This window comes from Massilibacillus massiliensis (assembly GCF_900086705.1).
Lineage (GTDB): Bacteria > Bacillota > Negativicutes > FLKF01 > FLKF01 > Massilibacillus > Massilibacillus massiliensis.
Map to the genome: position 1 here is coordinate 3,974,357 of NZ_LT575483.1, position 20,304 is coordinate 3,994,660.

Annotated in this window: 18 protein-coding genes and 1 other annotated feature; of the genes, 15 read left to right on the top strand and 3 right to left on the bottom strand. The window is 35.0% G+C overall.

What is annotated here, in order from left to right; genetic code table 11:
* The first annotated feature begins 166 nt into the window (after positions 1-166).
* From thrS to BN6559_RS19100, 12 genes are all read left to right on the top strand, one after another.
* Positions 167-2,080: a threonine--tRNA ligase gene (thrS, locus tag BN6559_RS19045; protein ID WP_110956191.1), complete on the top strand. Its 1,914-nt coding sequence runs from the start codon at positions 167-169 to the stop codon at positions 2,078-2,080.
* A 214-nt stretch (positions 2,081-2,294) separates the two neighbouring features.
* The gene (gene infC, locus BN6559_RS19050; protein ID WP_110956192.1) at positions 2,295-2,798 is read left to right on the top strand and encodes a translation initiation factor IF-3; all 504 of its coding nucleotides are present in this window, start codon (positions 2,295-2,297) and stop codon (positions 2,796-2,798) included.
* 13 nt (positions 2,799-2,811) lie between these two features.
* A complete protein-coding gene (rpmI, locus tag BN6559_RS19055) occupies positions 2,812-3,009 on the top strand; it encodes a 50S ribosomal protein L35 (RefSeq protein ID WP_110956193.1) in 198 nt (65 codons plus the stop codon).
* 28 nt (positions 3,010-3,037) lie between these two features.
* A complete protein-coding gene (gene rplT, locus BN6559_RS19060; RefSeq protein WP_110956194.1) occupies positions 3,038-3,394 on the top strand; it encodes a 50S ribosomal protein L20 in 357 nt (118 codons plus the stop codon).
* Between the two features lie 103 nt (positions 3,395-3,497).
* The gene (locus BN6559_RS19065; protein ID WP_110956195.1) at positions 3,498-4,166 is read left to right on the top strand and encodes a potassium channel family protein; all 669 of its coding nucleotides are present in this window, start codon (positions 3,498-3,500) and stop codon (positions 4,164-4,166) included.
* Positions 4,163-4,981: a TrmH family RNA methyltransferase gene (locus BN6559_RS19070; protein WP_110956196.1), complete on the top strand. Its 819-nt coding sequence runs from the start codon at positions 4,163-4,165 to the stop codon at positions 4,979-4,981. The genes BN6559_RS19065 and BN6559_RS19070 overlap by 4 nt, the downstream gene beginning before the upstream one ends.
* A 119-nt stretch (positions 4,982-5,100) precedes the next feature.
* Positions 5,101-5,309 (top strand) — a binding site (T-box leader).
* Between the two features lie 53 nt (positions 5,310-5,362).
* Positions 5,363-6,385 (top strand): phenylalanine--tRNA ligase subunit alpha, encoded by a 1,023-nt coding sequence (gene pheS, locus BN6559_RS19075; protein ID WP_110956479.1) that lies wholly within the window; start codon positions 5,363-5,365, stop codon positions 6,383-6,385.
* Between the two features lie 27 nt (positions 6,386-6,412).
* Complete coding sequence (gene pheT / locus BN6559_RS19080) at positions 6,413-8,845, top strand: phenylalanine--tRNA ligase subunit beta (protein WP_110956197.1); 2,433 nt, start codon at positions 6,413-6,415, stop codon at positions 8,843-8,845.
* 139 nt (positions 8,846-8,984) lie between these two features.
* Positions 8,985-9,233, top strand: coding sequence for a cell division protein ZapA (locus BN6559_RS19085; protein ID WP_110956198.1), 249 nt, complete (start codon positions 8,985-8,987; stop codon positions 9,231-9,233).
* A 59-nt stretch (positions 9,234-9,292) separates the two neighbouring features.
* Positions 9,293-9,925 (top strand): DUF421 domain-containing protein, encoded by a 633-nt coding sequence (locus BN6559_RS19090; RefSeq protein ID WP_110956199.1) that lies wholly within the window; start codon positions 9,293-9,295, stop codon positions 9,923-9,925.
* 216 nt (positions 9,926-10,141) lie between these two features.
* On the top strand, positions 10,142-12,640 hold the full coding sequence (locus tag BN6559_RS19095) for a DUF3656 domain-containing U32 family peptidase (RefSeq protein ID WP_110956200.1): 2,499 nt from the start codon (positions 10,142-10,144) through the stop codon (positions 12,638-12,640).
* Positions 12,641-12,651: 11 nt separating this feature from the next.
* Positions 12,652-15,006 (top strand): endonuclease MutS2, encoded by a 2,355-nt coding sequence (locus BN6559_RS19100; RefSeq protein WP_110956201.1) that lies wholly within the window; start codon positions 12,652-12,654, stop codon positions 15,004-15,006.
* A gap of 288 nt (positions 15,007-15,294) precedes the next feature.
* Here BN6559_RS19100 and BN6559_RS19105 read toward each other — a convergent pair whose 3' ends face one another.
* Together BN6559_RS19105 and BN6559_RS19110 are read right to left on the bottom strand one after the other, a co-directional pair.
* On the bottom strand, positions 15,295-15,846 hold the full coding sequence (locus tag BN6559_RS19105; RefSeq protein ID WP_110956202.1) for a hypothetical protein: 552 nt from the start codon (positions 15,844-15,846) through the stop codon (positions 15,295-15,297).
* 14 nt (positions 15,847-15,860) lie between these two features.
* On the bottom strand, positions 15,861-16,181 hold the full coding sequence (locus BN6559_RS19110) for a YbaB/EbfC family nucleoid-associated protein (RefSeq protein ID WP_110956203.1): 321 nt from the start codon (positions 16,179-16,181) through the stop codon (positions 15,861-15,863).
* Between the two features lie 182 nt (positions 16,182-16,363).
* On the opposite strand from BN6559_RS19110, the gene BN6559_RS19115 reads away from it, so the two are divergent.
* Together BN6559_RS19115 and BN6559_RS19695 are read left to right on the top strand one after the other, a co-directional pair.
* Positions 16,364-16,708, top strand: a complete 345-nt coding sequence (locus BN6559_RS19115) for a hypothetical protein (protein ID WP_110956204.1) — start codon at positions 16,364-16,366, stop codon at positions 16,706-16,708.
* 143 nt (positions 16,709-16,851) lie between these two features.
* The gene (locus BN6559_RS19695; protein ID WP_267886716.1) at positions 16,852-16,980 is read left to right on the top strand and encodes a hypothetical protein; all 129 of its coding nucleotides are present in this window, start codon (positions 16,852-16,854) and stop codon (positions 16,978-16,980) included.
* Between the two features lie 67 nt (positions 16,981-17,047).
* Here BN6559_RS19695 and BN6559_RS19120 read toward each other — a convergent pair whose 3' ends face one another.
* Complete coding sequence (locus tag BN6559_RS19120; RefSeq protein ID WP_110956205.1) at positions 17,048-19,192, bottom strand: transglycosylase domain-containing protein; 2,145 nt, start codon at positions 19,190-19,192, stop codon at positions 17,048-17,050.
* A gap of 207 nt (positions 19,193-19,399) precedes the next feature.
* On the opposite strand from BN6559_RS19120, the gene yunB reads away from it, so the two are divergent.
* On the top strand, positions 19,400-20,062 hold the full coding sequence (gene yunB / locus BN6559_RS19125; protein ID WP_110956206.1) for a sporulation protein YunB: 663 nt from the start codon (positions 19,400-19,402) through the stop codon (positions 20,060-20,062).
* The last annotated feature ends 242 nt before the right edge of the window (positions 20,063-20,304 follow it).

The window sequence follows — 20,304 nt, forward strand, 5'->3', positions numbered from 1 at the left end:
ATGTTAGTAAGCTGTGCCGGGAGTTTATCTCGTTATTAAATTTTGAGTAGGATAAATGTGGATTTAGATCGCGTTTGTCAATCAGGGTGGAACCGCGAAGGTATAGTATAGCCTCGTCCCTAGTTGGGATGAGGCTATTTTTTATTTTATTAGGGGGAATTTTATTATGGCAAAGATTAAAGTAACGTTAAAAGATGGTGCTATACGAGAAATTGAAACTGGTGCTACAGTATTAGATTTTGCGAAATCGCTAAGCAATAGTTTAGCGAAGTCGGCTTTGGCAGGAAAAGTGGATGGTGTAGTTGTTGGGTTAGATACTCGCTTGACAAAGAATGTAAAAGTTGAAATTTTAACTTTTGCAGATCATGAAGGTAAACATGCATTAAGACATAGTGCATCACATATTTTGGCACAAGCTGTGAAACGTTTATATAAGAATGTTAAATTAGCAATTGGACCTGCAATCGAAAATGGTTTTTATTATGATTTTGATACAGAACAGCCATTTACGCCAGAGGATTTGGTGAAAATTCAATCCGAAATGGAAAAAATCGTGAAAGAAAATTTAGCGATTGAGCGTGCAGAACTTAGCAGAAGTGAAGCAATTGATTTATTTGAAAAACAAGATGAAACGTACAAAGTTGAGCTGATTCGTGACTTGCCGGAGGACGCAATTATTTCAACTTATAAACAAGGGGAATTCATTGATCTTTGTGCTGGACCGCATGTTCTTTCTACCGGTAAAGTAAAAGCATTAAAGCTCCAGAGTATTGCTGGTGCCTATTGGCGTGGTGATGAAAAACGCAAAATGCTGCAAAGAATTTATGGTACAGCATTCGAGAAAAAGGCTGAATTAGATGAATATTTAACAATGCTTGAAGAGGCTGCGAAACGAGATCATCGAAAACTAGGCCGTGAACTTGATTTATTTAGTATCCAAGAAGAAGGACCAGGATTTCCATTTTTCCATCCAAATGGTATGGTAATTCGTAATGAACTAGAAACTTTTTGGCGTGAAATTCATAGAGAATTTGGTTACCAAGAGATAAAAACACCAATTATTTTAAATCGAAAATTATGGGAGCAATCTGGGCATTGGGATCATTATAAAGAAAATATGTATTTTACGCAGATTGACGGGGAGGATTACGCTGTTAAGCCAATGAATTGCCCAGGTGGAATCTTGGTATATCGTACACAGCACCATAGTTATCGTGATTTACCCCTTCGTACTGCAGAACTTGGTTTAGTACATCGCCATGAGCTGTCAGGAGCTTTACATGGTTTGATGCGTGTACGTAATTTTACACAGGATGATGCACATATATTTATGTTGCCTTCGCAAATAAAAGAAGAAATTCAAAAGGTAATTGATTTATTCGATCGTGTATATAGCACATTCGGACTTGAATATCATGCAGAACTTAGTACGCGTCCAGAAAAAGCAATGGGATCAGAGGAAGTATGGGAGACAACCACCAATGCGCTTCGTGAAGCATTGGAAGATCGCGGAATGAAATATATTATTAATGAAGGCGATGGCGCTTTTTATGGACCAAAGATTGATTTTCATCTTAGAGATTCTATTGGTCGTACATGGCAATGTGGCACAATTCAATTAGATATGTTATTACCAGAAAAATTCGATTTAACTTATGTTGGTGAAGATGGGCAAAAACATCGTCCGGTTATGATTCATCGTGTTGCTTATGGCAGCATCGAACGTTTTATCGGTATTTTGATTGAGCATTATGCGGGAGCGTTCCCTGTATGGTTAGCTCCAATACAAGTGAAAATATTGACGATAACAGATAAAAATACGGAATATGCATATGCGCTAAGAAAAGAAATGTTTGATAAAGGAATTCGCGTCGAAGTGGATGATAGAAATGAAAAAGTAGGTTATAAAATTCGTGAAAGTCAAATATCTAAAGTACCATATATTCTTGTGGTAGGAGATAAGGAAATGGAAGAGCATAAGGTTGCTGTTCGAAGACATGGTGAAAAAGATAGTTCCGTACAAGATGTTGAGGGCTTTATCACTGAAGTTTTAGAAAAAATAAGAAAAAAAGAAAAATAGAGTATTGACATTTTCATGATAACTTGTTACTATTAATGAGTCCTTTATGAAAATATTAAGTAGAAGCCATCCGCTTCTCACCTTATGGCGTTTTAGTCACTAAGGTATGAGATATCGTACAGTATTGTATTGATCACGGGTGGCAGGTTGCCACTCGTTTTTATTTATATTTACAGATTATTTTAGGAGGTGGATCTCGATTAGTAAAGAAACTTTGAAGATCAATGAGGAAATTCGCGCTAGAGAAGTTCGTGTAACGAGCTCTACAGGTGAACAACTTGGAATTATGGCAACAAGAGAAGCTTTACGCATAGCTGCGGAACAGCAGCTAGATCTAGTTGAAGTAGCTCCAATGGGAAAACCGCCAGTTTGTCGTATTATGGATTTTGGTAAATACAGATATGAACAGCAAAAGCGTGACAAAGAAGCGAAGAAGAAACAAAAGGTTGTTACAGTGAAAGAAGTTAAGCTTCGTCCTAATATTGAGCAACATGATTTTAACGTCAAGTTGAAAAATGCCCTTCGTTTTCTCGAAGATGGTGACAAAGTAAAAGTTACTATCATGTTCCGTGGTAGAGAGTTATCTCATCCAGAACTAGGCAGAGAGGTATTACTTAAAATGGCGACTGAGTTAAAAGACTTAGTAACTGTTGAGCGTGACCCTAAGCTTGAAGGTAAAAATATGATAATGATTTTAGCACCAAAGGCACATAACTAAAGGAGGAATAGCAATGCCAAAAATTAAAACTCGCAGAGCTGCTGCAAAACGTTTCAAACTAACTGGTACAGGTGAATTTAAACGTGCAAAAGCTTTCAAAAGCCATATTTTAGAAAAAAAATCACCTGCACGTAAACGTAATTTACGTAAAGCAACACTTGTAAGCAAAGCAGATCATGAACGCGTAACTAAGATGCTTCCTTACGCTTAAAATATAGATTATTTAGGAGGAACGAAACATGCCAAGAGTTAAAAAAGGCGTGACTGCACATAGACGTCATAAAAAAATTCTAAAACTAGCGAAAGGTTTTAGAGGAGCAAAAAGCAAACAATTTAAAAAAGCAAATGAAACTGTAATGAAAGGTCTTTTCTACGCTCGTCGTGATCGCCGTGCTAAAAAAGGTGAATTCCGTAAATTATGGATTGCACGTATTAATGCAGCAGCCCGTACAAATGGGATTTCTTACAGCCAATTAATCAATGGTTTAAGTAAGGCTGGCGTTGCTGTAAATCGTAAAATGCTTGCTGATCTAGCAATTAGTGATGCAGTTGCATTTACACAATTAGTGACTGTAGCAAAAGAGCAATTGAAATAACTTTAATTAAAAGGTTCTGATGATAAAATCAGAACCTTTTTTGTCAGGATCTTTTAAAGTGCATGTGAAAATGATGAGACTTGATTGGTGAGGTGCAGATGTAATGAAAAGGGAAAAAGCAGATCGACAATTCGCTATTATTGGATTAGGGAGATTTGGCAGCAATATGGCCAAAGCTTTATATAAAATGGGGTATGAAGTTCTGGCGATTGATAAAGATATGCAAAAAGTACAGGACTTTAGTGATGAGGTAACACATGTTGTACAAGCAGACACCACAGATGAAAATGCACTAAGGGCGATGGGAATACGTAATTTCGATGTAGTAGTAGTTGCAATTGGCGAAGATGTGCAGGCAAATATTATGACGACATTACAATTAAAAGAGATTGGTGCTCCCTTTATTGTAGCAACTGCTCGTAATTCTTTACATGTAAAATTATTAGAAAAAATAGGTGCCGATCGTGTTGTTTCTCCAGAAAGAGATATGGCGCGTCGTGTTGCGTACAATCTGGCATCTACCAGTGTTATGGATTATATTGAACTTTCACCTAAATTTAGTATTGTTGAAATTTCTGCACCAAAAGCATTTCAAGATAAAACGTTAGCTGAATCTGATATTCGTGCTAAATATGGCATTAATGTTGTCGCAATTAAGCGTGATGATAATTTAATTATTTCTCCATTGCCAAGTGAAAAAATTCAAAAGGGTGATATTGTTATTGTCGTTGGCAGTAATGAAGGCATCAACGGTTTAGAGGAATTGGAATGATTGAAGTTATAACAAGTTTGCAAAATGCGAACATTAAATTAGCAGCGAGTTTAAAGCAAAAAAAATATCGAGATGAAAAAAAGCTGTTTATTGTTGAGGGAATAAGGCTGAGCGAGGATGCCATAAAATCAAGCTGGCAGATTCAACAATGTTTTTGTACAGAAGAAGCATTGCAAAATACACGTGTGCAAAAAATCCTAGGGCAATTGGAAGAAATGAATTGTCGGATATATAAAGTGAGTAAAACCATTTATGATAAGCTTAGTGAAACTAAGGAACCGCAGGGAATTTTACTTATCGTAGGAACACAGTATGGCAAGTTAGCTGCATGCATGATAAAAGATCAAACACCAATGCTGATTGTACTCGATTGTTTGCAAGATCCCGGGAATGTTGGGACGATTATAAGAACTGCGGAAGCGGCTGGATGTACGGGAATTATCATGACGAAGGGGAGCGCTGATGTATTTTCAGGAAAAACTGTTCGTGCAACGATGGGGTCTATTTTTCGTATACCGATTGCCGCAGGGGTTGAATATAGAGAATTGCTGGATTTTATAAAAAAAGAAAAAATTTCATTATATGTGACAGCGCTTGATTCAGCATCAAAACAATATTTTTCAGTTGATTTTACAAAATCAACGGCCGTGGTTTTTGGAAATGAAGGAAACGGAGTTAGCAATATTCTTTTAAGTGCAGCGGAAAACAAAGTTTATATTCCAATGCTAGGTGAGGCGGAATCTCTTAATGTATCGGCTGCTACAGCAATTGTTAGTTATGAGAGTTTACGTCAAAGAAAATTTAGAAGTTTTTAAAATTACGTAATTTTTAATAAAAAGTTATGCAATTTTAATTACGTAGAGTTAATCTGTGGAAATCTTGCGATTTGTAATGATTTATGTTAAAATTTAAAAATATAGTGTAAAAGAATATAATACAAACGATGATAGAGAAAGTAGTTTAGTAATGTTTTTTACAGGGAGATAGACGCCTAGATTGAGAGCGTTATCAAAGCAGCTAATTGAAATTCGCTCTGGAGTTTCTTTGATGAAATTATAATTTATTTAGTCAAAGCGTTTGCTGCGTTAAGGTTTTTGAGTATCAATTAGGGTGGTACCGCGAAATTATACTTTCGCCCCTTTATGGGCGGAAGTTTTTTTATTTTTAGTATGATTTTATTATATCAGGAGGTACTTATGGAACAGCAGTTAAAAAGTTTAAAACAAGAAGCTACTGGAGATTTTTCAAGAGCGAATAGTGTTCTGGAATTAAATGAGCTAAGAGTTAAATATCTTGGGAAAAAAGGAAGTTTGACGACGATTCTTAGAGGACTTGGCTCTTTGAGCCCAGAAGAACGGCCACGAATTGGACAAATGGTAAATGAAGTTCGTGCCGAGCTTGAGGCGGTTCTAACTGAAAAGAATGAATATCTAAAAAAGCAGGAACTCACAAAGCGTCTTGCTAACGAAAAAATTGATGTGACATTGCCAGGTAGGATTCAACCGATTGGGCATAAACATCCACTTACATTAACTTTAAATCGCATGAAAACTATTTTTATGAATATGGGGTTTACTGTTGCAGAAGGACCGGAAGTTGAACAAGACCATTTTAATTTTGAGGCTTTAAATTTGCCTAAAGATCATCCTGCACGTGATATGCAAGATTCTTTCTATATTACAGAAGAAATTTTACTTAGAACACATACTTCACCTGTGCAAGCACGTACAATGCAGGCAAATGAGCCGAACAGTCCGATTCGTATTATTGCGCCAGGTAAAGTATATCGTCGCGACTATGATGCAACACATTCACCAATGTTTACGCAAGTAGAAGGCTTGGTTGTTGATAAGGATATTAGCTTCTCCGATTTAAAAGGTATGTTGGAATTATTTATTCATCAAATATTTGATGAAAAAGTCGGCGTTCGTTTTAGGCCAAGTTTTTTCCCTTTTACCGAACCAAGTGCAGAAGTAGATATTTCTTGTGTCATGTGTAAAGGGAAAGGTTGTCGTGTTTGTAAAGGTACAGGATGGCTCGAAATTCTAGGATCAGGTATGGTTCACCCTCGTGTGCTTGAAATGAGTGGTTATGATCCAAAACAAGTAAGTGGTTTTGCATTTGGTATGGGCGTGGAAAGAATTGCAATGCTTTTATATGGAATTGATGATTTAAGATTGTTTTATGACAATGATTTAAGGTTTTTACGCCAATTCTAATTGCGGAAATAAGGAAGGGGATTGCATATGCAAGTATCTATAAAATGGTTGAAAGACTATATTGATTTTGATGAGACACCAGAACAATTGGCTGAGATGTTAACAATGGCTGGAGTTCCAGTTGAAAATGTCAATGATATGGGAGCGGGAATTGAAAATGTCATTACCGGTAAAATCGTCCAAATTGATAAACATCCAGATGCAGACCGATTATGTATTTGCACACTTGATGTAGGTGCCGCAGAGACCATCATCATTGTAACAGGTGCAACAAATGTAAGGGTTGGACAAACTGTTCCGGTGGCTATGATTGGTGCGAAACTACCGAATGGTATGAAAATTTCCAAGGGGAAACTTCGTGGAGTGGTTTCTCATGGCATGTTATGTTCGGCTTCGGAACTTCAATTGGATCTTTCAACATTAGCTGATGAACAAAAACAAGGAATTTATATTTTACCGAATGATACTCCGATTGGTACTGATATTAAGGAAGTATTGGGCTTAAATGATACAATTTTAGAATTTGAATTAACTGCGAATCGTGCTGATTGCTTTAGTATAATGGGATTGGTTCGTGAAATTGCTGTGCTCACTGGGAATAAACCTAAAAAACCAATTATTCATGTACGTGAGGAAGCTGGAGAGAAAGCAAGTAAATTGATTGCTTTAAAAATTGAATCGCCAGAACTTTGTTTGCGTTTTGCGAGTAGAGTTTTAAAAAATGTAAAAGTTGGTCCATCCCCTAAATGGTTGCAAGAACGAATTGAAGGTGCAGGTATTCGTTCCATTAATAATGTTGTCGATGTAACCAACTTTGTTATGTTGGAATTTGGACAGCCTCTACATGCTTATGACTATAATACATTGTCAGAGCATACGTTGATTGTTAGGAAAGCCAATCCTTTTGAGAAGATCACGACTTTAGATGAAATAAAACGTGAATTAGCACCAGAAATGTTAGTTGTTGCAGATAGTGTTCAGCCAGCTAGTGTTGCAGGTGTTATGGGCGGCTTGGTTACCGAAGTAACCGCAAACACTAAAATCGTTGTGCTTGAAGCTGCTGCTTTTAATGGTGTAAGCATTAGAAGAACTTCCCGTGCCTTTGGGCTTCATTCTGAAGCATCTGGACGTTTTGAGCGAGGAATAGATATTGTAAATTCTATTAAGGCCTTAGACAGGGCGGCGCAGTTATTAGAAGAGATGGATGTATGTACAGTGTGTGAAGGTATCGTCGACATTTATCCTGGTTTTGAAATTTCTAGCACAGTGAAATTTACAGCACAACAAATTAATAAAAGACTGGGAAGTAATATTGATCAGGCAACAATGGCTGATATATTGAAACGTTTAGAATTTGAAGTAAATAAAAATAAAGATGAATTTATTGTAACTGTACCATCGTGGCGTAATGATGTTCGTTGTATGGAAGATATTTCTGAAGAAATTTCTCGTATTTATGGATTCCATAATATTGCTCCTACTTTTCCTCGTGGCGATATGTTGCAGGGGGGGCAGAGTACAAGACAATCATTTATTGATGATGTGAAGGAAATTCTAAGTGCGGTTGGCTTAAATGAGATTGTTTCCTTTAGTTTTACGCATGCACATACCTTCGATAAAATGAATGTTCCTGAGGAAAACTCACTCCGTCTTGCAGTGCCAATTATGAATCCAATTACGGATGAATTTCCTTTGCTTAGGACGACTGTTGTTAGTAGTGTATTAGAAACAGTAGCAAGAAATTTATCAAGGAAAAATGAGGATATTCGTATTTTTGAAGTTGGTTCAGTATTTATGCCTAAAGCCTTACCAATTACGGAATTGCCAACAGAAAAATTTATGATCTCTGGTGCAATTTCTGGCAAGCGGAATGTGATTAGCTGGAACCAAGACAAAGCAAGTGTTGACTTTTATGATGCAAAGGGAATTATCGAAGTATTTTTGGCTAAGTTAGGCATAAGTAAATATAGCGTAGAAGCTGGGGAACATTATGCAATGCATCCAGGAAAAACAGCTGTGTTTAAAAAAGGCAAAGAAGTGATTGCCTATGTTGGCGAAGTTCATCCTGAAGTGCAGGAAAATATGGACATTTCCAAAAAAGCATACCTTTTTGAAATGGATATTGATACTTTAATGAAATATGCAACTTTAACATGTCGTTATCAATCTCTACCTAAATATCCGGCAATAAGCCGTGATTTAGCTATGTTGGTATCTAACGATATAAGTGCAAATGAGATCGAAAAAGCAATTATAAAAAGTGCAGGTTCATTATTAAAAAACATTCATTTATTTGATATGTATACCGGGGAACAAGTGGAAGATGGAAAGAAAAGTGTAGCATTTTCACTGCAATTCCAATCAACGGAAAAGACTTTAACAGATGAAGAAGTTGATAAGAATTATAATCTTATCTTGGAATATCTAGAAAAAGCGCTACAGGCTAAATTAAGAAGTTAATATTTACAGAATAAAATAGATAAGTGTGCTTTTTATGTACACTTATCTATTTTTATGTTGCAGTTGCAGGATTTATTGACTTTTAAAGAGAATTAGTTAAAAAATTTGATTTATTGTAAGTTAGTTTAGGTGAATTTTAATGAATAATAAAAATAAAATGACCGTAGAGATTTTTGGAGAGACGTATGCGTTAAAAGGTGACATGGATGTTGAATATGTAAAAAAACTAGCAAATATGGTGGATCAACAAATGCGGCTAATAGCAAAATCTAATCATCGTTTGCCTGTTGCAAAAATTGCCGTGCTTGCAGCGCTTAACATTTCCAATGATTATATTAAGCTTGAAGAAGATTACAAACAAATGATTGATATGTTCAAAGATGATTAATATATTATAGGTATAAACCTCTTTTTATTGTTGAATAATAGATAAAAAGAGGTGCTTATATGGACGTGTTTTTAAATTCTTTGAATGTTTTTGCTCTTATATTATTTTTGTGTTCTGTAGCTTTGATGGTGATTCGTTTTATGGGGAATAGAACAGTTGGTCAACTTTCTCCCTTTGACTTTGTCATTATGGTCGGAATGGGAGATATTATTGTTACAACTGCAATGGATAAGAATCAGAGTATTTTTGCAGGGATCGGCGGTTTGGTGGCATTGCTGTTTTTACAGCAACTACTTTCTTATTTATCATTAAAGAGCATATTTTTGCGTAGAATGTTTGAAGGTGTACCGGTTGTCCTAATCCGAAATGGTCGAATTATACAAGAAAATTTTACTAAGACACGATTTAATTATGATGATTTACGACAAGAGCTACATAAGCTAGGTATGGATATGACACAAGTAAAAGATATAAAGCTAGCTCGTTTGGAAAGTTGTGGTGTATTCACAATTATAAAAAATTATGATTTAGAGCCTCTATCGAAGCGGGATCTAATACTTTATTTGGAGGAAATGAGAGAGAATCCTCTTAGTCCGATAGGGCAAGAATGGATGAAAATATCTCAAATGGCAGAAGAAGTGCATATGATTGCGGAAGCATTAAAAAAAGATAAACAAAAGGGAAATAGCTAGTTGATAGGTACGATTACTTTTATAAAAATAATTTTTTCTATTTTAGATAGTTGCATGTAAAAATAAGCACTTGGTGTAGTAAGTGCTTATTTTTACTGTAAAGGATTTCATATTAAGAGGAATTAAACTATAATATAAAGATGTAGATTTTATCTTTATTATATGATTAAGATATAAAGTATCATGAAGATAAGCTTTCTGAGAGGATTGACGAAGTTGATAGAATTATTAGCACCAGTAGGTAGTAAGGAAGCATTAATCGCTGCGGTTGAAAGCGGTGCGGATGCAGTTTATTTAGCAGGAAAAATGTTTGGTGCGCGCGCGTATGCAGCAAATTTTACACATGATGAATTAAAAGAATCGATTGAATTTGCGCATATGCGCGGTGTTAGCGTTGATGTAGCTGTTAATACAATGGTTGATAATAGTGAATTTGAAGAATTGGCAGAATACTTACGATTTTTATATGAAATAGGCGCGGATGCAATTATAGTACAAGATTTAGGTGTGGCAAAATTAGCAAAAGAAATTGTGCCGCAGTTGCCATTGCATGCAAGTACCCAAATGACAGTACATAATCTTGAAGGTGTAAAAATGTTAGGCGATATGGGTTTTCAACGGGTTGTGTTATCACGTGAGCTGTCTATGGAAGAAATTCAATATGTTTGTAAAAACACGAATATTGAAATTGAAGTCTTTATTCATGGAGCACTTTGCATTTGTTATTCGGGACAATGTTTAATGAGTGGTATGATTGGTGGGCGAAGTGGAAATCGTGGTCGCTGTGCGCAGCCTTGTCGGCTACCGTATACTTTAGTAGACAGAGAAAATCATGATTTATTAAAAGATATAGATGTTGGTGATTATTTATTAAGCCCTAAAGATTTAAACACAATTGATTTTATTCCTGAACTTATTGAAGCGGGTGTAACATCTTTTAAAATTGAGGGAAGAATGAAACGTCCAGAATATGTAGCTGTTGTTGTTGATACATATCGCCGGGCAATTGATTCTTATTTGATAAATAAAGAATCAATGGTTACTTCCGATAAAGATAAAAAAAATTTGGCACAAATTTTTAATCGAGATTTTACAACGGCATATATGAAAGGCAAACCGGGACGATTTATGATGAGCGATCGACGCCCCAATAATCGTGGTGTACTTGTTGGTCGTGTTGTCCGTTATGATGCAAAATCAAAACAGGTAACGATTAAGCTTGTCGAGGATGTATCTATTGATGATATTGTAGAATTTTGGGTGAAAATTGGTGGCCGTGTAAATTGTACAATAAAAGAGATGAGCGTGAATCAGTCTAAGGTAGAGCATGCAAAAGCAAATCAAGAAGTTACATTTGAGATTCCAGCTCCAGTACGCGATAATGATCGTGTGTTTAAAGTTTTTGATGCAAACCTAATGGAAAGAGCTAGAAAATTTTTTACCAATGGTGCACCGATAAGAAGAATTCCTGTTGATATAAAAATATTTGCAAGAATTGGTCAGCCTTTAAGGATTGAAATGAGAGATGCAGATGGGTTTTATAGTCAGGCGCAAACAGACTTTATTGCCGAAAAAGCTTTAAAACGTCCACTCACGATTGAAAGTATAAAAAAACAAATAGAAAGATTAGGTACAACTGTATTTGAGATTAGAGAATTCGATTGTGATATAAAAGATGAAGTTATGGTACCGGTCAGCGAAATGAATGAGGCGCGCCGCATTGCGGTGGATTTATTGGAGAAAGCTCGATTAGCAAAGTATCAACGATCTGTAATAAGTAAGGATGCGAAATTTTTACGAAATAAGTTAAAAGTTAATCGTAAAAAGCATGTGAAAAAACCAAATTTAGTTGTAAATATTGATCAAATAGATAAGCTTGAGGCTGCAGTTGATCATGGTGCTGATATCATTATGTTCGGGGGTGAAAGCTTTCAACATGAAAATATTACAGCTGAGCATTATAAGACGGCATATGAAATCGTAAAACAGAAAGGGAAAAAGATTATTTTTAATACGCCTCGCTTATTAAAGAAGTGGCAAATGGAGAGTTTTAAAAAACTGTTAATGGGATTCAAAGAGTTTGATTTATATGCAGTTTCTGTGGCGAATATTGCAACGATTGAGATTGTAAAGGAGATACTTCAAGTACCAATACATGCCGACTCATATTTGAATATATATAATAATTTTACAATGGAATTTTTATCTGAATTGGGTGTTAAAAGTGTCACGCTATCGCCAGAATTAAATTTTGGGCAGATTGAGAAACTCATCCGTAATGAAAATTTAGAAACAGAGTGTATTGTCCAGGGGCAACTCGCCTTAATGGTCTCAGAATATTGCACAATGGGGAGTTATTTAGGAAATTTAGATAAAGGAAAATGCAGTCAGCCATGTAAAAAAAATAAATATTGGTTACTTGACCGTAAAGAAGAAAAATTTCCGTTAGTCACAGACCAATTTTGTCGTATGCATTTGTTAAACGGAAAAGAGTTGAGCATGTTGCCGCATGTAGCACGTTTTGAAGAAATCGGTATTGATCGTATTCGAATAGAAGCAAAATATTACACGAAAGAACGTATTGCTAAATTAACTAATCTATATCGTGAGCTTATTGACTTGGGAGAAAATCATCCACTCCTTCTAAATGATAAAATGGATTATATCGAAGGAGTAGATATTACACGAGGACATTATTTTAGAGGTGTTTTATAAGAGGTGGACAGATGGATTCAAGGGTTTTAAAAACATTAGAATTTGACAAGATTGTCAAAAAATTAGCGGAGTGTACAACTTCGGTATTAGGTAAAGAGCTTGTAGAAAAGCTATTGCCAAGCAATCAATACGCAGAAGTTGAAAAACGAATTCTCGCGACTGCAGAAGGCAAAGTTTTATTGGATCACGCTATGCTTGTACCGTTTGGTGCTATTCGTGATATTCGTGAGTTTTTAAAAAAATCAAAAATAGGTGCTATATTAGAGCCTTATGAATTACTTGATATTGCAAGCACATTATATGCAATGCGCAAAGTAAAACGTTTCTTTAAAGAAATTGAGATAGACGTACCGCTTTTACAGACATTGTCATCTACGATTGAGATTGTGGGCAATCTAGAGAATCAAATAGAGTGCATTATAGATGAGCATGGTGCTGTACGTGAGAATGCTAGCGTAGAACTTCAACGTATTCGTCGAGAGATTAAACAGACGCAAAATCATATAAAAGAACGTCTTGACGGTGTGTTGCGAGCATCAGAATATCAAAAATACTTTCAGGATATATTGGTTACTATGCGTGGAGATCGGTATGTAGTGCCAATTAAGCAAGAATATAGACAATTTTTCCCGGGGGTTGTACATGATCAATCTGCCAGTGGCGCTACTTTATTTATTGAACCAATAGCAATTGTAAATTTAAATAATGATGTAAAACAATTGATCATAGCAGAAAAACATGAATTAGCAAGGATTTTAAAAGCAATTACACTTCAAATCGTTAAATATGCAGATGTTTTAAAAGAAAATTGTGAAGTGTTAGCAGAAATTGATTTTATTTTAGCAAAAGCAAAATTAAGTCAACAGATGGATGCAGTAAAACCGATATTAAATCATGATGGATACGTGGACTTATATCAAGCGCGTCATCCACTGATTGATGCGGACAAAGTTGTGCCGATTAATATAAATCTGGGGAAAAATTTTCGTACATTACTCATCACAGGGCCTAATACAGGCGGTAAAACAGTAAGTATAAAAACATTGGGATTATTTGCTTTGATGGTACAGGCAGGTTTGTTTATTCCAGCCTTGGAAAATTCTGAAATAACGGTATTTAACAATATCTATGCTGATATTGGTGATGAGCAAAGTATTGAGCAAAGTTTAAGTACCTTTTCAGCGCATATGACACATCTGGTAAAGATTTTGTCAAATGTTACAAAGGATGATTTATTACTTATTGATGAAATTGGGGCGGGAACTGATCCCGAAGAAGGTGCAGCCTTGGCTATGGCTATACTAGAGCATCTCGTTGATCTGGGTACAAAAGTAGTTGCAACGACGCATTATAGTGAACTTAAAACCTTTGCATATTCAAAAGAGCATATTCAAAATGCAAGTGTTGAATTTGATATAGCTACATTAAAGCCGACTTATAGATTGCTGCTTGGTATTCCGGGAACAAGTAATGCATTCGCAATTAGTAAGCGGTTAGGATTGGCAGAAAATTTGATTTATAGAGCCAAAGAACTGATCGATGAAGACCATGCGAAATTTGAGCATGTTCTAAATCATCTTGAATCGGAAAAAATCATGTATGAAAATCGCAATTTAGATATGGTGAAACGAGAGCAAGAAGTAAAAGACTTGGAAACAAGAGTACAATTGATGCGTGATGAACTGATGATGAAAAAAGATCGTATTATTCAAAAAGCACAAGAAGAAAGTGCAAGTCTTATTCGCAGAACTCGTCGTGAAACAGAACAAATTATTGCGACATTAAAAGAACAATTTAATGACCAAGGAATAAAAAAACGTCAAGAGGCGATTGATCATACTCGTAATAATTTGAAAAATCGGTTGGATGCAGTAGATGTTGAAAACCCAAAAAACAGTTACACAACGCCGATTACTTTAGATAACTTGGCGCTTGGTGATCGGGTTTACGTAACGACGTTAGATCAAAAGGGGATCGTTGCTTCAATCTTAGGAAATGACATTGTTGTCCAACTTGGTATCATGAAAGTCACAGTGTCAATTTCTGTATGTAGAGCAGTTGGAGAAGAAAAGGTTAAACCAAAACAAAAAACAGCTTCGATAAAGTTTTCAAGAGTTAATGAAGTGAATCGTCAAATTGATATTCGAGGGATGATGGTTGATGAGGCAGAAGAAGTAGTAGGGAAATATTTAGATAATGCAATTTTGGCTGGACTAAATCAAGTTTTAGTTATACATGGAAAAGGAACAGGTGCACTTCGTAAAGGAATTCGTTCGTATCTAAAAGGGCATCGTTGTGTTCAAGAAATTGGAATTGGGGATGTACATGAAGGTGGCGATGGCGTAACAATTGTGAAATTTAAATAAAATATAATGCAAATGAGCTATATTATTGATTGATATCCAAAGGAATAAAATCAAAATATAGCTCATTTTATTAAAAATTTGTTTTCCAATTTAGAAAACGAGTGGCAGACTTTTTTTCCGAGTCTTCACTCACGACCTCTGGCGAAGTTGTATTAGATTCAATTTCAACTTCTNTACATGAAGGTGGCGATGGCGTAACAATTGTGAAATTTAAATAAAATATAATGCAAATGAGCTATATTATTGATTGATATCCAAAGGAATAAAATCAAAATATAGCTCATTTTATTAAAAATTTGTTTTCCAATTTAGAAAACGAGTGGCAGACTTTTTTTCCGAGTCTTCACTCACGACCTCTGGCGAAGTTGTATTAGATTCAATTTCAACTTCTTCTTTTTTTGGTTCTATCGGTGATGGCGGCGCAGGTGCTTCGGTAGGTGATTCTTTTTCAGATTTAGTTTTAATCGTATCCTCTTTGGTGGGAGATGTGACATTGCCCAAATTGTTAATAATCCCCATAACAGAAGCGATACTTGTAGGATTTATTTTAGATTTTATTTGAGGATTATTCAATAAAGGTAAAAGTGACATAAGCATATCCGGTGATCCAAGTCCATTACCGCCTTTGGTAAGATCGCCAAGTAATTTTTGTATGGGATTATCATTCGATTGATTCATTGGTGGCGTCGAAGAAATGATGGTTTGATTTGCTGTATTATTTGAAATTGAAAGTAAACAAAGCAGGGATAAAATATGAACAATCGTATCATAATTTCCTGCTGTAGAAAGACTATCGATCATTTTAATTACACTCTGAAATAGCATTTTATCAGATGTCATCTTTATATCCTCCCTTAAAATAAACCCGGTATATTAGGGAGATTTAATTCAGTAGTTAGTTTAGACATGGCAGTTTGATTAAGTTCCCGAGATTTAGATAATGCGTTATTAATTGTTGCTGCTAATAGATCCTGCAATAATAATTGATTATCTGAATTCAAATATTTAGCGTTTAAATCGATAGAAATAATATCTTGTTGCCCGTTTACGGTTACTGTGACTACATCACCACTACTGCTCGTAATACGTTCATTTTGAAGTTCACATTGAATAGTTTGGACATTTTGTTGAACTTTTTTTATTACATCCATCATGTTTCCTATATTTTCAAACATTTGTATTCACCTCCAATACTTTTGTTTAAATTTTCATAAATTATACGCATGGCAGAAAAGTAAAATCTTATGACAATCTATGCGACACAAACAAATTTGTGTGTGTCCTATTTATTTTTTGATACCTATTTGATTTTTACTACATATATTAGATTAAGTAGTAATCGTGAGGAGGAGTTAGTGTGCGTATTCGAAGAGACAAAAATTCTATACGAAAAAGAATTGAAGAAGATAAGAGTAGTATTGTTGTGGAAAAAACTCCTAAGCAATCAATTGAGGTAGCAAAAATCACAAAACGTTCAATGGGGATTATACAAAACATGATCGAAAATCCTAATTTGATGGCAAATTTTTTAGTTATTATCTTTACTTTAACTTTAGAACGTGAAAAGCTAGATAGAAAAATGGAAGGAATGAATAGCACTGTAGACAAGATTAAACATATTACAGAAATTTTAGATAGTGCAATGCATTCGGTTAAAGTTGCTGTTGAAGCACCAGACAAAATTAGGCAAATATTAGAATGATTAAAATGATTAAATAGATAGAGTAACATTTAAAACATATGCACCATATATTAAAAGTAGAAGGGCGAGAGGTACTTATTATGCAACAAATATGTGTTTGGAAGTCGCCCTGAGCAAAAGATTAAAAGGGGGTTAATTTTATTATGGCAAGAGGATATAATGGATTCAATTGTGGTGGTGCTGGCGGTGGCTTCATATGGATCATCATTATTATTATTTTATTATTGTGTTTCTGTAATAATGATGATTGTGGTAGTTCTTGCTCTTGCTAATAGATGTATATGCATTCTAAATAAAAAACACGCGTGTTTTACGCGTGTTTTTTTATTTTTTTATTATTTAATTTTTATTTCGTTCAGAATTTTGTGCAGGGGTGGAAGGTGTAGGATCAATTGAAGCTGGTAATGCTGGTTGTTCAGGTTGCTTTGAATCGGTAGGTTTAGATTCATTTGCTGGTGATTTATCTTTTTTATCTGGAGTTTTTGTTTTATCTTTAGTCTCTTTAAGTTTATCTTTTTCCTTGTCTTTGTCTTTAGCATCCTTATCTTTTTCTTTGTCTGAATCTTTGTCATCCTCTAAATTTGTTGGTGTATCGTCTATAACAACACCTGATGGTCTTATAAAATCCTTAGCCGGTATACCAGATAAAGCTTTACTCATAAATGCTTTCCAGATATATGCAGGCTCATTTGCACCCGTTATACCCCGTAGAGTACCATCATTGTCATTTCCAATCCATACTGAGGTAACTAAATCGGGGGTATAGCCGACAAACCAAGCATCTTTATAATCACTTGTAGTACCAGTTTTACCTGCAGAAGGTCTGTTTATATTAGCACCAGTACCAGTACCACGTGTCATAACACCATGTAAAATATCAGTCAAAATATAAGCGCTCTTTGCGCTGATGATATTTTTTTCCTGAACAGCATGTTGTTCAAGAACTTTTCCATTACGATCAATAATCTTAACAATCGCTGTTGGAGCGACATAAATTCCACGATTAGCAAAAACACCATAAGCACTTGCTAACTCAAGTGGGGTAACACCTTTCGTTAAACCACCTAAGGCCATAGATAAATTGCGATCATTTTGTGGCCCGTCCAACACTAAGGTTGAGATACCCATTTGTTGTGCATAATATAGAGGCTTATCTACACCGACTTGTTGGGCAATTTTTATTGTAGGAATATTTAAAGAATGTTCCGCTGTTGCGCGAAGTGTAACTTTACCATGGAAACTTCCATCGTAGTTCTTAGGTGTCCAATCCCCGATTGTTATAGGGCTGTCATCAATTATGGTAGCCGGAGTTAAGTTGCTTTCAAGAGCGGCCAAAAATACAAATGGTTTAAAAGCCGATCCCGGTTGCCGCTCTGCCATTGTTGCACGATTAAATTGGTCGTTTCCACGTCCGCCAACCATGGCCTTAATATATCCAGTATGTGGCTCAATTGCAACTAAAGCACCTTGTGGTTGTTCTATCCCATTATCATCTGTACGATAGGTAGGGAGTTTTTTCATTGCATTTTCGGCAGCGTGCTGCATATCAAGATCCAATGTAGTATAAACTTTTAAGCCTTCTTTATAAACTGCATCAGCACCATATTTATCGATCAATTTTTGTGTTACATAATCAATAAAATAAGAACCTACAATTGAGGACTCTTTGCTTGTAGCATGTTTTGCTAATTTTATTTCTTCCACTTTTGCTTTTTGTGCTGTTGAAGCATCAAGATATTCATATTTTTGCATTTGATCAAGTACGACAGCTTTTCTTTCATTTGCAGCTTTAAAATTATTTAATGGAGAATAATAATTAGGGCTTTTAGGAATGCCGGCTAACATAGCACATTCCGATAAGGATAAATCTTCTACATTTTTACCAAAATAAGTTTGTGCAGCTGCTTGTACACCATAAGCGCCTTGTCCAAAATATATTTGATTGAGATATAATTCTAGAATTTCATTTTTGGCGTACTGTCGTTCAAGTTGTAATGCTAAAAACACTTCTTGAATTTTACGTTTTATCGTTTGCTCCTGTGTTAAGTAAGCATTTTTTGCTAACTGCTGTGTAATTGTGCTTCCGCCTTCAGACACGCCACGATTTGTAATATTGGACCAAACCGCACGTAGAATACCACGAGGGTCAACACCGCTATGTTCATAAAATCGTGCATCTTCTACAGCGATAAAAGCATTAATTAGATTTTTAGGTATCTTGTTAAATTTAACAGGTACACGATTTTCTACAGAATGTATGGTGGTAATTAAATTACCATTAATATCGTAAATTTGCGAAGATGCAGGTGGCCTAATATCATTTGCTAGACTAGGTTTTGTATTTAAGCTAGCTGTTAAAAAACCTAAGAAAACCCCAGATATCATAACAACGAAAACAATTATTAGCAACAAAAATAATTTGGAGCTACCACCTTTTTTTGAATTACGTCGTTTTTGAGAACTATCACTACTACTACTCTTCATGAGTGACCTCCTTATAAATCCATATCTTAGATATTGTATCACAATTTAAAGATATTGAGGATAGATTTCATCATTTTAGTATTTGATTTTCATATAAAAGAATAAAATTTTGCTTATTTTGAAACAGGATTGGAAATTGTACATATAATATATGGTTTAAATATCATATATTTAAAGAAAGCGTTATGTGGTTAAAGGAGTGAAAATATGCGATTTCAGCTTCGTAAAAAACGTAAATTTCCTTATGTTACAAGCATTATAGTTGCATTTATTCTGATATTTTTTTATTTATTATGGTTTGTGGAATTGCATTTAAAACCAACTTTGATGACAATTGCAGAGACTAGGGCTACTTTAATTGCAACACAATCAATTAACAAAGTTATTAATGAAAAAGTTAGTAATAAAATAGATCCACAAACTTTAATCATAGTAAAAGTGGATAATCAAGGACGTGTAGTTTTAATACAACCAAATACAATGGAAATTAATAAACTTGCCGCCGAAGCTACAATACAAGTGCAAGAAGTTCTAGAACAGTTATCCGAAGAAAAGATAAAAATTCCAATAGGGCAAGTTTTAGGAAGCCAGTTTTTAGCTAGTATGGGACCTCCGGTCACTGTAACGATTATTCCTATGGGGACAGTACAGGTTAAAGTAGTTGATAAATTTGAACAAGCCGGAATTAATCAAACGAAACATATGGTATATCTTATTGCTACCACACAAGTTAAAATTGTAGTTCCTCTCGTTAGTAAAAGTGTAAGTGTAGATACACAGGTTCCCGTAGCTGAATATGTAGTTGTGGGTGAAGTACCGAGTACATATGTCCAAATTCCGTTTTCTTCATTAAATAAAGAAGAAAATTAAATGTATAAATTTTCATAAAGCGATCATAATATTTTGAGTTAACAAATTATGATCGCTGATGAGCAAAGCGTAGCGATAAAAAAGATGTTGACAACAACTTGAACGTTGTGTTAATATAAATGAGCTGACAACGAAGCTTGCCAGCAAGTGTTCTCTGAAAACTAAACAATGTAGATGTAATAAATGCCAGATGTGCGGTGTCTATCGTAAGATAAACACAAAACAAAAACAATTTCTTTTAA